The 12951-nt window shown below is 61.3% G+C and carries 10 protein-coding genes and 2 pseudogenes; 4 read left to right on the top strand and 8 right to left on the bottom strand.

The window, feature by feature from the left end; genetic code table 11:
- The first annotated feature begins 157 nt into the window (after nt 1-157).
- Together MF410_RS06750 and MF410_RS06745 are read left to right on the top strand one after the other, a co-directional pair.
- Complete coding sequence (locus tag MF410_RS06750) at nt 158-1765, top strand: fumarate hydratase (RefSeq protein ID WP_131711019.1); 1608 nt, start codon at nt 158-160, stop codon at nt 1763-1765.
- A gap of 250 nt (nt 1766-2015) precedes the next feature.
- Nucleotides 2016-3083, top strand: a complete 1068-nt coding sequence (locus MF410_RS06745; RefSeq protein ID WP_097628540.1) for a GGDEF domain-containing protein — start codon at nt 2016-2018, stop codon at nt 3081-3083.
- 24 nt (nt 3084-3107) lie between these two features.
- Here MF410_RS06745 and MF410_RS06740 read toward each other — a convergent pair whose 3' ends face one another.
- Together MF410_RS06740 and MF410_RS06735 are read right to left on the bottom strand one after the other, a co-directional pair.
- Nucleotides 3108-3719 carry a pyridoxamine 5'-phosphate oxidase family protein gene (locus MF410_RS06740; protein ID WP_097628539.1) on the bottom strand — a complete coding sequence of 204 codons (612 nt, stop codon included), beginning with the start codon at nt 3717-3719 and terminating at the stop codon, nt 3108-3110.
- A gap of 37 nt (nt 3720-3756) precedes the next feature.
- Nucleotides 3757-4737 (bottom strand): alpha/beta fold hydrolase, encoded by a 981-nt coding sequence (locus MF410_RS06735; RefSeq protein WP_131711020.1) that lies wholly within the window; start codon nt 4735-4737, stop codon nt 3757-3759.
- 47 nt (nt 4738-4784) lie between these two features.
- Between MF410_RS06735 and MF410_RS06730 the strand changes: the two genes are divergently transcribed.
- A complete protein-coding gene (locus tag MF410_RS06730; protein WP_097628537.1) occupies nt 4785-5252 on the top strand; it encodes a MarR family transcriptional regulator in 468 nt (155 codons plus the stop codon).
- Between the two features lie 3 nt (nt 5253-5255).
- Here the strand turns inward: MF410_RS06730 and MF410_RS06725 are convergent, their stop codons facing one another.
- Nucleotides 5256-6446, bottom strand: coding sequence for a low temperature requirement protein A (locus MF410_RS06725; protein WP_131711021.1), 1191 nt, complete (start codon nt 6444-6446; stop codon nt 5256-5258).
- A 30-nt stretch (nt 6447-6476) separates the two neighbouring features.
- The gene (locus MF410_RS06720) at nt 6477-6851 is read right to left on the bottom strand and encodes a DUF971 domain-containing protein (RefSeq protein ID WP_054182994.1); all 375 of its coding nucleotides are present in this window, start codon (nt 6849-6851) and stop codon (nt 6477-6479) included.
- 236 nt (nt 6852-7087) lie between these two features.
- On the opposite strand from MF410_RS06720, the pseudogene moaA reads away from it, so the two are divergent.
- Nucleotides 7088-8073 (top strand): annotated as a pseudogene (moaA, locus tag MF410_RS06715) (GTP 3',8-cyclase MoaA).
- 397 nt (nt 8074-8470) lie between these two features.
- On the opposite strand, the gene MF410_RS06710 reads toward moaA, so the two are convergent.
- From MF410_RS06710 to MF410_RS06695, 4 genes and pseudogenes are all read right to left on the bottom strand, one after another.
- The gene (locus tag MF410_RS06710) at nt 8471-9421 is read right to left on the bottom strand and encodes a sugar-binding transcriptional regulator (RefSeq protein ID WP_054182988.1); all 951 of its coding nucleotides are present in this window, start codon (nt 9419-9421) and stop codon (nt 8471-8473) included.
- Nucleotides 9422-9442: 21 nt separating this feature from the next.
- Nucleotides 9443-10911, bottom strand: a pseudogene (locus MF410_RS06705) (FGGY-family carbohydrate kinase).
- A gap of 67 nt (nt 10912-10978) precedes the next feature.
- Nucleotides 10979-11935 (bottom strand): transketolase family protein, encoded by a 957-nt coding sequence (locus tag MF410_RS06700; RefSeq protein ID WP_097628533.1) that lies wholly within the window; start codon nt 11933-11935, stop codon nt 10979-10981.
- Nucleotides 11935-12744, bottom strand: a complete 810-nt coding sequence (locus MF410_RS06695; RefSeq protein WP_097628532.1) for a transketolase — start codon at nt 12742-12744, stop codon at nt 11935-11937. Before MF410_RS06695 ends, MF410_RS06700 begins: the two co-directional genes overlap by 1 nt.
- Between the last annotated feature and the right edge of the window lie 207 nt (nt 12745-12951).

Genomic DNA, 12951 nt, shown 5'->3' with positions numbered 1-12951 from the left:
TTCTTTTACTCGCCTGCCGCGTGTGACATCCCGACGGCAAAATGCAGCACGACATGGCCGCAACGCCAAACTCCGCCGCATGCAGATTGCTTTTGCCCGACAGGGGATTTAGATCGGTTCCAATTTTAGCGACGCGCCCACCAGAAAGGTCACTTCGATGGCTGACGATCTCTTCCCGCTCGGCAAGGACACCACGCCCTATCGCAAGATCAGTAGCGATCATGTGTCGGTCGATAGCTTCAAGGGCCAAGACATCCTGACCGTCGAGCCGGAAGGCATCCGCCTGCTCGCCGAAACGGCCTTTGCCGACATCAACCACCTGCTGCGCCCCGGCCATCTGAAGCAGCTCGCCTCGATCCTCGACGACCCCGAGGCGACCGACAATGACCGCTTCGTCGCCTACGACCTCCTGAAGAATGCCAATATTGCTGCCGGCGGCGTGTTGCCGATGTGCCAGGATACCGGCACGGCGATCATCATGGGCAAGAAGGGTCGCAGGGTCTGGACCGAAGGCGGCGATGGCGCCGCCCTCGCCCGCGGCGTCATGGATGCCTATGAGAAGAAGAACCTGCGTTATTCGCAGCTCGCGCCGGTGAAAATGTTCGAGGAGAAGAACACCCGCAATAACCTGCCGGCGCAGATCGACATCTACGAGGAAGGGACCGACGCCTATGAATTCCTCTTCGTCGCCAAGGGCGGCGGCTCGGCCAACAAGACCTTTCTGTACCAGGGCACGCCCTCGCTTTTGACGCATGACCGGATGATCGACTTCCTTAAGGAGAAGATCCTGACATTAGGGACGGCAGCCTGTCCGCCCTATCATCTAGCGATCGTCATCGGCGGCACCTCGGCCGAGATGAACCTGAAGACCGTCAAGCTCGCCTCGACCCGCTATCTCGACGAGCTGCCGACCGAAGGTTCGGAAAGCGGCCACGCCTTCCGCGATCTCGAGATGGAGAAGGAAATCCACAGACTGACGCAGCAGATGGGCGTCGGCGCCCAGTTCGGCGGCAAGTATTTCTGTCATGATGTGCGTGTCATCCGCCTGCCCCGCCATGGCGCTTCGCTGCCGATCGGCCTCGGCGTCTCCTGTTCCGCTGACCGCCAGGCCAAGGGCAAAATCACCCGCGACGGCATCTTCATCGAGCAGCTCGAAACCGATCCGTCGAAATACATGCCCGAGATCGATGAGGCGAAGCTGTCGGAATCGACTGTGCGTATCGATCTCAACCGGCCGATGGCCGAGGTGCTTGCCGAACTGTCGCGACATCCGGTCAAGACGCGCCTGTCCTTGACAGGCACGATCATCGTCGCCCGCGACCTGGCGCATGCCAAGATCCGCGAGCGGCTGGAAAAGGGCGAAGGCATGCCCGATTACCTGAAAAACCATCCGGTCTACTACGCCGGTCCGGCCAAGACGCCCGCCGGCTACGCCTCCGGCTCCTTCGGCCCGACGACGGCCGGCCGCATGGACAGTTACGTCGACCAGTTCCAGTCCTTCGGCGGCTCGATGGTGATGCTCGCCAAGGGCAACCGGTCACGGGCGGTGCGCGAGGCCTGCAAGAAACACGGCGGCTTCTACCTCGGCTCGATCGGCGGCCCTGCCGCCCGCCTCGCCCAGGACTGCATCCGTAAGGTCGAAGTCTTCGAATATCCCGAACTCGGCATGGAAGCGGTGTGGAAGATCGACGTCGAAGACTTTCCCGCCTTCATCGTCATCGACGATAAGGGCAATGATTTCTTCCAGGAATTGAACCTGGGCTGATATCGACAAGTCGAAGACGATCTCCGGCAGAGAATAACTGTAAGTTTTTCAGACAGCGTTCTCACACAATGAGTATGCACTGTCTCGCCAAAGATACGTTTTTCCGTGCAGAATCATAGGCCTGCAAGAAGTATTGACCCATGGGGCAATTGTCGTATGTAGTATTTGGTATATATCGCTTTAATCTTTTCCCAAGAAATTTAAGCTACCAAATAGAATATTGCCTTTGAATATATGAGGAGTTCGCCGGATGAATACGGCTGTCGCGCCCAAGGTGCAGGTTCCCGATGTTGCGGGCCAGATCACCTATGCCATGCGCTCGATGGGCGTTGCGCCGATACCGCGCAATTACGAACTCTTCTACGAGGCCTATATCGGTTCCAATCCGGCGCTCACCCGCGAGCTTTCCGCGCTCGGCAGCCAGGCGACGCAGGCCGAACTTGACGCGCTTGGCGCGCAATATTTCACCAGCAGCCCGGTCCGCGTCGTCGATGACGCCCATACCCGCATATCAGGCGAACTCGACGGCCTGCTGCGGATCCTGAAACAGGAGCAGAGTTCGCTCGAAAGCTATACCAGGCTGCTCGGCGAGACCCATAAGCGCATCACCTCCAAGAGCAATGCCAGCGTCGAGCTGATCGAAAACGCCATCGAACTTTTGAGCCAGGCGACCGGCGACACCATGGCGCACGGCGAACGCACCGTCGAGGACGTCGTCCAACGCTCGCAGGAGATGGACCAGGTCCGCAAGGAACTGGACGAATACAAACGCATCGCCAACACCGATTCGCTGACGCGCCTTTCCAACCGCCGCGCCTTCGACGAGCGCCTCGCCGCCGTTTTCAACAATCCCGGCATGCGGCCCGTGACGGCCCTGCTGCTCGCCGACATCGACAACTTCAAGAAGATCAACGACACCTACGGCCATCCCGTCGGCGACAAGATCCTTGCCACCGTCGCCTCCGTCATCCGCAGCAACGTCCGGCGCGATGTCTTCGTCGCCCGTGCCGGCGGCGAGGAATTCGCCCTCATCATCGACGGCAATACGCCCGAGGAAATCACGGCAATCGCCGAGCGCATCCGCCGCACGCTGGAAACGACCCCGTTCAAGAATTCCCGCACGCGGGTCAACTACGGGCCGATCACCGTCTCGATCGGCATCTGCATGGCCTCCAGCGCCGAGGATGCCGGCGAACTCTACAGCAAGACCGACATCGCCCTTTACGGCGCCAAGAATGCCGGCCGCAACTGCACGATCCTCTATCAGGACGGCATGCAGAAGGATTTCACCAAGAGCTGGCTGATCTACAAGACCTGACGGCCGTTCCACTCCGCGGCGGTTTTACCACATCGTCTTCGCCGCGCGGCCGGGCCATTCCCGGTCGTAGGTTTCCTGGTCGAAATCGCCGACCGCGGCCTTCAGCATCTGGCCGGGCGTGGGCAGCCTTGCAGGATCGGCGAAATGTTCGGCATTCCACAGTTCGGCCCGCATCACGGCGCGCGCGCACTGGAAATAGACCTCGTCGATCGAGATGACGATGACGGTGCGCGGATGTTTGCCGTCCATCTCGAAGCTTGCAAGCAACGCCTCGTCATCCGAGACGACGCCGCGGCCGTTGATGCGCATCGTCGTGTTCGAGCCAGGGATCAGGAACATCAGCGCGAGCCTGGGATCACGCACGATATTGGAAAGCGAATCGACGCGGTTGTTGCCGCGCCAGTCCGGCAGATGCAGCGTCTCGTCATCTGCAACGCGCACCACGCCGCCGAGATCGCCGCGCGGCGAACAGTCGAGCCCTTCCGGCCCGACGGTCGCAAGTGCTGCGAAGGGCGAGGTCTCGATCATCTCCCGATAGAGCGGTGTCAGCCGCTTGGTCACCTTGTCGACTGAGGCCTGCGACAGGCCTGCGCCATAGATCCTATTGAGCTCTTCGATGCTGCTGATGATTTTCATGAGGCGTCCCGCCGCGGCTTGATCGTTGCGACGGACGCTACAATGCCGCGCGCCGCGCCGGAAGCTCAAAAAACGGAATGATCTCCGCATCTTTTTTGATGCTTTCGTCGGAAACACCCTCTTCGCCCCCATCGCAGTCGAGAAATGCCGCGATCGCGCCGAGGACGGGCGCCGCGCCGACGATGCGCCGATGGCCGAAGCCGTTCGCCCAAAGCAGCCGGACGTCCTTCCCGGCAGCCTGATAGCGCCTGGCATGGGTCGGCGGCACCTCCTTGTCGTCCTCGGCATGGATGACGAGCACCGGCCGGCCGATTGCGCCCAGCGTATCGCGCGCCTCGAACTCCTCAAGTCTCCGGCCGGTGACGCGATGGACTTCATCCTCCAGCACCGCTTGCGCGGCCGGGTGAAGGCCGATCATCCGGCCGAAATCGACAAACAGCCAGGCCATCTCGCTTGGCGCGCCGATCAGCACCAGCCGCTCGCAGGCAACAGGCGCCACCCCGGGCAGCAAGCCCGCCGCTGACACCATCAGCGCCGCACCGCCGAAGGAATGGCCGATAACCGCATCGAAGGCGCCGAACCGCTGCTCGGCCGCGGCGATCGCTCCGACCGCAAGGCCCATATGCAGGAAACGCCCGCCGGCGCGCCCGTGACCGGGAAAATCGAGCGCCACCACCTCCGCGCCGGTTGCCACAAGCATCGAAACCACCTCAGCCATATATTCGGCGCTCGAGCCCCAGCCATGTGTCACCAGCAAACGCTGGCGTTTTCCCAGCGCCCCGCCATTCAGCCGATAGGCATGCGCTTTCGCCCCGGCTGCGATCTTGAGAGTGAAGCGTTCGGCGCCTGCCAGCCGGGCCGCGCCCGCGGCATGCGCCGCCTTCGCCCTTGCTCCCTTCGGCCGCGGCGAAGGGGTGCGGCAGAACAGCCGGAACGCCGCCCTGCCCGCCAGATCGGGCGAAATCGCCTGCAGAGCCGAAAAACCCAGGCGGGTGACCTCAAGCGCAAAATTTGCCATAGTGAGAATCCAAAAGACTGTTCAACACTGAACAATAAAGTACAACGATGAACAAAAATCAATCCCTTCCCTGGGATCATCCGCGTTTTCGCAGCTGGATCGCGGTGGCGCGCGCCTGCCAGCTGATGCAGCAGTCGCTGACGCGCTCGCTGGCCGATCTCGATATCAAGCCGCCGCACCTCGATATTCTCGTCAATCTCTACCGTTTCGAAGGCATCTCGCAGCAGGAGCTGGCGCGCAAGCTGTTGGTTGGCCGCTCCAATATGAGCATGCTCTTGCCGCAGATGGAAAAACGGGAGCTGATCGAGCGGCGCGGCGACGCGCGCGACAAACGCGTGCTGCGCCTTTATCTCACTGCGGAGGGCCGCCGGCTGACCGAGGCGGCGATGGCGATCCAGACCGATCTTATCGAACGCACGCTCTCCGACGAGCCGATCGAACAATGCATGGCGACGGCCACCTCGATGGAGCGCATCATAGCCACGCTGCTCAAGGATCTCAGCGACGACGACTGATGATCAATGCAGCGTCGGCGCCGGCGATGCACCGCTCAGCGAGCGGTATTCCCAGGCGGCGACGACGATCAGCACCAGCGTCGCCAGAATGCCCAGCAGATAGATTTCGAGGAAGGGTGCCGCGAAGGCAAGCAGGATCAGCAGCACCAGACCGGCAAGATGCGACAGCGGCAGCTGCCCGCTCGTCGCGCCCTTGAACCAGAGATTACCGATGAGGAACAGGCCGGAGCCGCCGAGCACCGCCGCAGCGATGCCGAGATCGCCCGTCTCATGCGGATGCGAGAACATGAACTCGACGGCCACCGCATGGACGATGATGCCGGCCAGGATCGGGATATGCCCATAGGTGAAGGCAAGCCGCGCCAACGCCCCCGGCGTCGCCTCATGCTCGATGCGATGGGCGGCGCGCCCATGGCCGAAGCGAAAATAAAGCCACCACATGGCGACGGTGCCGATGAAACCGGTGACGAAGACGATGCCGGTCAGCCCCGAAACCGGCAGCTCCGAAAAGGTGCGGCCGGAAACCAGGATCGCCTCGCCGAGGCAGATGATGACGAACAGCGCGCAGCGCTCGGCCATGTGGGCGCCGGAAACGTCCCAGTCGCTCGGCTTCGAGCGGCCGAGCCCGGGCACGGCAAAGCCCGCGGCCGGCCCGATATATTCGATCGCCAGCGCGATCACCCAGGCGATCAGCCGGGCTTCATGCTCCAGCAACCCGCCGGCGATCCAGAAGACGGCGGCCACCACGAGCCAGGTGGTGATGCGGACGAAATTCAGCGTATTGGCGCGGTCGACGCGCGTCATTGCATAGGTGGTAAACAACGAGCGTCCGACCTGCATCGCCACATAGGCGCCGGCAAACAGCAGCCCTTTGTCGCCGAAGGCCTCGGGAATGGAGGCCGACAGCAGCAGCCCGAGCATCATCAGCGCCACCAGCATGCCGCGCACCGGCATCTTGTCGGGATCGAGCCAGTTGGTCACCCAGGCGGTGAAAATCCAAACCCACCAGACGGCAAAGGTCATCAGCGCCGCTTCGGCAGCACCGAGCGGCGTATAATGGGCGGCAAGCGCATGCGAAAGCTGCGAGATCGAAAAGACGAAGACCAGGTCGAAGAACAGTTCGAGGAAGGTCACCTTGCTGCCGGCCGCACTCCCCTTGGCGCGCAGCCAGTTCTTTCCGTTCGTTTTCGCCATATGGCCCCCCGATGGCTGGTTATGTGAAGTTCAGCGCGGCTTTTCCGCCGTGTCGCGGTTCATGCCCTTTTCCCTGAGTTCATCCTCATAGGCCGAAAACAGCTCGGCGCCCCTTTCGCCGAGTTCGCGCAGATAGGTCCAGGTGTAGATGCCGGTATCGTGCATGTCGTCGAAGCCGATCCTGACGGCATAATTGCCGGTCGGCGTCATCGAGATGATCGCGACGTTGCGCTTGCCCGGCACCGTCACCCGCTGCCCCGGCCCGTGGCCCTGCACCTCGGCCGACGGCGACAGCACGCGCAAGAGTTCGGCCGACAGGTCGAAGCTCTGGCCATCGTCGAAGGTTATCGCCAGCCTCTGCCGGTCTTTCGAAACGCGAAGTTCGCTCGGCCAGATATCGCTCATCTCTATCACCCTCTTTCCTCTGGAGCAGTAGGCGTTCGCCTTTTTCGAGGCAAGCGCAAATTAGCGTGTGCGAAATCCGTTTCCCTTGACGGCGCAATCACATATGCACACATAGGAAGATATCGCTTGAAAACAGGCAGGTCTGGCGCGCTTCAGGTTCGCTCGCGGAGGAATTGGTGAATACGAGAGTCGGAACGATAGGCAACGCGTCGCCGCTCACGGCGGATGCAAATCCGATGATCGACCCTTTCGGCCGGGCAGTCACCTATCTCCGCGTCTCCGTCACCGATCGCTGCGATTTCCGCTGCACCTATTGCATGGCGGAGAATATGACCTTCCTGCCGAAGAAGGATCTGTTGACGCTGGAAGAGCTCGACCGGCTCTGTTCCGCCTTTATCACCAAAGGCGTGAGGAAAATCCGGCTGACCGGCGGCGAGCCGCTGGTGCGCAAGAACATCATGTATCTTGTGCGCCAGCTCGGCGAAAAGATCGGTTCCGGCCTCGACGAGCTGACGCTGACCACCAACGGCTCGCAGCTCTCCCGCCATGCCGAGGAGCTTTATGAGTGCGGCGTGCGCCGCATCAACGTCTCGCTCGATACGCTCGACCCCGACAAATTCCGCAAGATCACCCGCTGGGGCGATTTCGCCAAGGTCATGGAAGGCATCGATGCCGCTCCAAAGGCCGGGCTGAAGATCAAGCTCAACGCCGTGGCGCTCAAGGATTTCAACGACTCCGAGATGCCCGAACTCCTGCGCTTCGCCCATGGCCGCGGCATGGACCTCACCGTCATCGAAACCATGCCGATGGGCGAGATCGACGAGGACCGCACCGACCAGTACCTGCCGCTCTCCGAGCTTCGCGCCGATCTGGAAAAGCAGTTCACGCTTACCGACATCGACTACCAGACCGGCGGCCCGGCCCGTTACGTCAGGGTCACGGAGACCGGGGGCGCCTCGGCTTCATCACGCCGATGACCCATAATTTCTGCGAGAGCTGTAACCGCGTCCGTCTCACCTGCACCGGCACGCTCTTTATGTGCCTCGGCCAGAACGACGCCGCCGATCTGCGCGCAGCACTCCGCGCCACCGAAGACGACGCCCTCCTCCAAGCTGCCATCGACGAAGCCATCACCCGCAAACCGAAGGGCCATGATTTCATCATCGACCGCACCCACAATCGTCCGGCCGTGGCGCGGCATATGAGTGTCACCGGCGGGTGAGACGCGGTCCCGCGAAGCGGGAGCGATCGATCCAGTGAATCGATCGCAGCGTCGAACGCCCTGAGCCCAAGCGAAGGGTTTCCCGCGCCCAAAGACTTGGGCGCACTGGATTCCTGTGACGAGCACAGGAATGACGGAGAGTGGGTTAATACCTGCGCTAGATTTTCTGCCGTCGAGCGAAGTTACGAGCAAAGCACACCAATCAGCCCATTGAACGCACGGCACATCGATCAGCCCTCATCCTGAAGTGCCAACACCCAAGAGAGCCCCATCCTGAGATGTGTAGCCCATAGGGCGAAGCCTCGAAGGACGAGGCGGGCGCTCCCGCCCAGGCACAACCATCCTGAAAAGCCCAGAAACGACGGAGCGGCAGGATCCTTCCGACCTCATCAATCAATCAGTCGATCAATCGCTGCGCCGTAAACTTGTCCGTAACAAGCATGTCGATGACCCCCACGCGCAACGCACCGGCGATTGCGTCGGTCTTTTTCGATCCACCAGCAAGAGCGATAACCCGCTCCACCCGCTCGAGATCCTCAAGCGGAAGTCCTATGACCCGGTCGTCCAGGGGCGTCTTGACCGGCTTGCCGTTTTTATCGAAGAAGCGCAGCGAGATGTCGCCGACGGCGCCCGCTTCCGCAAGATCGGAGAGTTCCCGAGATGAAAAGATGTTGCCGGACCGTGCGAGAAGTTCGGACGGTTCGACGGCTCCGATTCCGACGATCGCGAGCGTTATGCTGCCGAACAGGTCCATCGTCTCGCGAACATACGGATCGGCCTGCATCAGAAGTTTTGCCTCTCGGGATGACGTCACGCCCTGCACCGGGAGCAGTTTCGGCTCGGCGCCGGTCAGGCGCGCAAGCCGCGTGGTCAGCTGCGTGGCATGCGTCTGCACGGAAGGGTCACCCATGCCTCCAAGCGTCTGGACGACATATTTCACCTGAGCGCTCTTCTGCGGATGAATGTTCTCGACCATCTTGAAAATGGTCTGGCTCCAGCTGGAAACGCCGATGATCTCCCCCGGCGCAAGCGTCACCTCGAGGAGATGCGCCGCTGCCTCGCCAATGCGGGCCATGATGGCGCCGTCCCGATCTTCCGTGCACTCGACGACGATCGCCTCCGGCAGATCGTATTTCTCGCGAAGCGCGCTCTCGAGTTCGCTGTAGGTGCCGACGGGAGGGATGACGCTGGTTCGCACGATATCTTCAGCCTCGGCACGCTTGAGCATGCGCGACACCGTCGCCTGCGACAGGCGAAGGTGCTGTGCGATCTCGGCCTGCCGCCGCCCCTCGATGTGGTACATCTGGGCGACCCTTGAAATGAGGCGGAGTTCGTTGAGCCGAGTCATTGCTAATCCCAGAGTGAATTTTTATTCACCTTTAGCCTGTGTTTCGCGGGACGTCGAGCGGGCGAGCGCATCATTCCAGGCATCGAGAAGCCCCGCTCGATCCATGGGTTGCGGCTCTATGGTTTGGGTGTTTCGCGGCAGCCTCGCGACCACCTGGAGATCGGTCCACAAGCCGAGTGCCAGTCCCGCCAGGTAAGCAGCACCCAAAGCCGATGCCTCGGGTGCTTCGCATTGGATCACGGGATGGTCGATGAGGTTGGAGACACATTGCATCAGGAAGCGGTTCTGGCTCGGTCCGCCATCCACATAGAGCGCACCGAGCGCACCGCCGCTCTGCGCCCGCATGGCCGCGATCACGTCATGCACCTGCAAGGCGATGGAATCGGTGACCGACCGCGCCATTTGCGCCCGCGTTGTATTGAAGGTGATCTGGGAGAACAGGGCACGGGCGTCGGAATTCCAGTAAGGCGCCCCCAGTCCCACGAATGCCGGCACGAACCCGGGTCCGCCCGGCGCAGCACTTTCCGCAAGTTCGACAAGCGCCGCCACATCGGCAAGGCCAAGAATATCAGCCATCCAGGGAAGACTGGCGGCGCAGACCAGAATATTGCCTTCGAAAGCGAAGGTCGGCTTTCCCCGATACGCCACGCGACGGTGGTTGTGACACCGTTGCGTGGAGGAATATATTGCGCAAGCGTCGTCATAATGGAAGAGCCGGTTCCGAAGGTCACCTTGCCGTCGCCCGGCTTGAAAGCGCCGTGCCCGAACAGGGCAGCGTGGCTGTCGCCGATCGCGGCCATGATCGGCGTGCCATCCGCCACCCCCGGCAATCCCTGCGTTCTACCGAAATCGGCAGAACTGTCGAGCACCTCGGGAAGGAGCGCGATATCGACGCCGAAGATCTCGCCAAGCTCCTCGCTCCATCTCTGCTCCCGCAGATCGAACAATTGGCTCCTGGCGGCATTCGAAGCGTCGCAGACATGCCGGCGCCCGCCGGTCAGGCAGTGGACGAGCCAGCTGTCCACCGTTCCCAGTCGCACCGATCGCCCGGCCGGAACACGGTCGAGCAGCCACCGAAACTTGGAACCCGGAAACATCGGATCCAAGGGCAGGCCCGTGAGCGCCTGCACCCGGTCGAGGTGGCCCTCGGCAATGAGTCGTTCGCAATCGGGCGCCGTTCGGCGGCACTGCCAGCTGACCAACGGTCCAAGCGCATCTCCCATTTCGGCGTCCCAGGCAGTGACGGATTCACGCTGGTTGGAAATGGCCACGGCCTCGATCACCACATCCGGGCCGGCGGCCTTCAGGCAGGCGTCGACTGCTTCGCAGACCGAGGCGTAGAGCCTGCGCGGGTCCTGTTCGACCCAGCCCGGCTTCGGATAGGAGATGCCGACGCGAGCCGAACCTCTGCCGACGATTTCTCCCTTTTCGGAAACGAGAACGGCCTTTGAATTGGTCGTGCCCTGGTCGATTGCCAGAATTGTCCGCATTCTATCCTCTCCGGATCAGGTCACCGCCGGGACGACAAAAGCGTCCCCGCCGGTCACGTGATCCCAATTATTTGCGCCTGATTAGCGACTGCGCGGCGTCGGCGATGGCAGCCGGCGCCATCCCGAACTCGTCGAGCAGGAACTCTGCCGAACCGGTCGGGGCGTAAATGCCAGGAACGCCGAGACGCTTCATCGGCACTGGAGCATTGTCGACCACCACTTCGGCGACCGCGGAACCGAGCCCGCCGAAGATAGAATGCTCCTCGGCCGTGACGATCGCTCCGGTTTCCCTAGCCGCGGCGATGATAGCCTCCTCGTCGATTGGACGAACCGTCGCAAGGTTCAGAACCCTGGCATTGATGCCGCGATCCGCGAGGATTTCGGCCGCCTTCACAATGCGATGAGTCAAAGTGCCGTTGGCGATAAGCGTGACGTCGGAACCTTGGCGAAGGAGATTTGCCTTGCCGAGTTCGAACCTGTGACCCTCCGGAAGCAGATCGGGCACGCCAACGCGCGACAGACGCAGGAAACAGGGCCCGTTATAGGTCGCGGCCCACGCAACGGCAGCGGCGGTTTCGATGCGGTCACAGGGCGCAATGACCGGAAGGTTGGGCAGGACCCGCGTCCAGGCGAAGTCTTCGATCGAGTGATGTGTCGGACCGAGTTCGCCATATGCCATTCCGGAAGAAATGCCCACCAGCTTGACGTTGGCATTCGAGTAGGAAATATCGGCCTTGATCTGCTCCAGCGACCGCCCTGTGAGAAACGGAGCAGCGGCACATACGAATGGAAGACGTCCGCCGTTGGCCAGGCCTGCTGCAACGCCAACCATGTTCTGCTCGGCAATACCAACATTGACGAGGCGCTCTCCAAACTTCGCCTTGAAGCCGCCGAGCTTCGAAGAGCCGACGGAGTCGTTGCAGACGGCAACGATCGTGTCGTTTTCGGCTGCCAGCCGCTCAAGCGTAGAGGCAAATGCGTCGCGGCAATCATAGAGCTTGGGTGGGTTTACTGACGCGTTCATTACAGTGCCTCCGACAGTTCTGCCAATGCGATTTCGTACTGTTCCTTGCTCGGCACCTTGTGGTGCCAGTCGACCCGGTCCTGCATGAACGAAATTCCATGGCCCTTGTTGGTATGGGCGACGATGCAATGCGGTCTTGCTCCCCGGTGTTCGAGAGCCGGAACGACTTCGCTCATGGCGTTTCCGTTGATCTCGGTGACCTCCCAATCGAAGGCCTCGAGCTTCGGGCGAAGCGGAGCGAGATCATTGGTTTCGGCGAGCGCCGCACCCTGCTGGAACCTGTTGTGATCGATGACCAGGGTCAAGTTGTCGAGTTTGAACTGGGCGGCCGCCATGATCGCTTCCCAGTTGGAACCCTCCTGCATCTCACCGTCGCCGGTGGCGACATAGGTATGAAATTTTGCGCCTGAGAGTTTGGCGGCTTTCGCCATTCCGACGGCCACCGGAAGACCGTGGCCCAGCGGCCCGGTATTGGTTTCGACGCCGGGAACCTTGTTGCAATTCGGATGCCCGTTCAGCCTCGAATGCGGCTGCAGAAAGGTGGAGACCTCCTCCTCCGGAATGAAGCCGCGTTTTGCGAGCGTCACATAGAGAGCGCATGCCGTATGTCCCTTTGAAAGGACGAACCTGTCGCGGTCGGGGTGTTTCGGCTGATCGGGCCAGACATTCAGGACACGAAAATAGAGCGCCGTCAAAATGTCGATCACCGACATCTCCCCGCCAATATGGCCGGCGCCCGCTTCAAAGACCGCCTGGAGATCGCGCAATCGGATCTCGCGGGCGATGCGCTCAAGTTCTATCGTATCCATGGGTTCCTCATGTGTGCATAAATATTCACTTATCAATATTTTTGCACAAGAAGCTGATTAGTCAAGCCCCTTATACAATGCAATGACAGCGGACGCCCGAGGAAATCTTGTTGACAGCCGGAAAGCAACTTGTTAATGAATTTTCCAACAAGTGTGAATAATTATTCTTGCTTGCACGAATATCGGATACAAGCCTAGGCATATAGG

Source organism: Rhizobium sp. C104, from assembly GCF_022354505.1.
In the GTDB taxonomy this organism is placed as follows: Bacteria; Pseudomonadota; Alphaproteobacteria; order Rhizobiales; family Rhizobiaceae; genus Rhizobium; species Rhizobium redzepovicii.
Note: the sequence above shows the minus strand (reverse complement) of the source record. Positions and strands in the feature narration are given on the sequence as shown.

What these genes read in the sequence shown, in the direction of transcription:
- MF410_RS06750 (WP_131711019.1), top strand. Translation starts at nt 158, where the DNA reads ATGGCTGACGATCTCTTCCCGCTCGGCAAGGACACCACGCCCTATCGC.
- MF410_RS06745 (WP_097628540.1), top strand. Translation starts at nt 2,016, where the DNA reads ATGAATACGGCTGTCGCGCCCAAGGTGCAGGTTCCCGATGTTGCGGGC.
- MF410_RS06740 (WP_097628539.1), bottom strand. Translation starts at nt 3,719, where the DNA reads ATGAAAATCATCAGCAGCATCGAAGAGCTCAATAGGATCTATGGCGCA.
- MF410_RS06735 (WP_131711020.1), bottom strand. Translation starts at nt 4,737, where the DNA reads ATGGCAAATTTTGCGCTTGAGGTCACCCGCCTGGGTTTTTCGGCTCTG.
- MF410_RS06730 (WP_097628537.1), top strand. Translation starts at nt 4,785, where the DNA reads ATGAACAAAAATCAATCCCTTCCCTGGGATCATCCGCGTTTTCGCAGC.
- MF410_RS06725 (WP_131711021.1), bottom strand. Translation starts at nt 6,446, where the DNA reads ATGGCGAAAACGAACGGAAAGAACTGGCTGCGCGCCAAGGGGAGTGCG.
- MF410_RS06720 (WP_054182994.1), bottom strand. Translation starts at nt 6,851, where the DNA reads ATGAGCGATATCTGGCCGAGCGAACTTCGCGTTTCGAAAGACCGGCAG.
- MF410_RS06710 (WP_054182988.1), bottom strand. Translation starts at nt 9,421, where the DNA reads ATGACTCGGCTCAACGAACTCCGCCTCATTTCAAGGGTCGCCCAGATG.
- MF410_RS06700 (WP_097628533.1), bottom strand. Translation starts at nt 11,935, where the DNA reads ATGAACGCGTCAGTAAACCCACCCAAGCTCTATGATTGCCGCGACGCA.
- MF410_RS06695 (WP_097628532.1), bottom strand. Translation starts at nt 12,744, where the DNA reads ATGGATACGATAGAACTTGAGCGCATCGCCCGCGAGATCCGATTGCGC.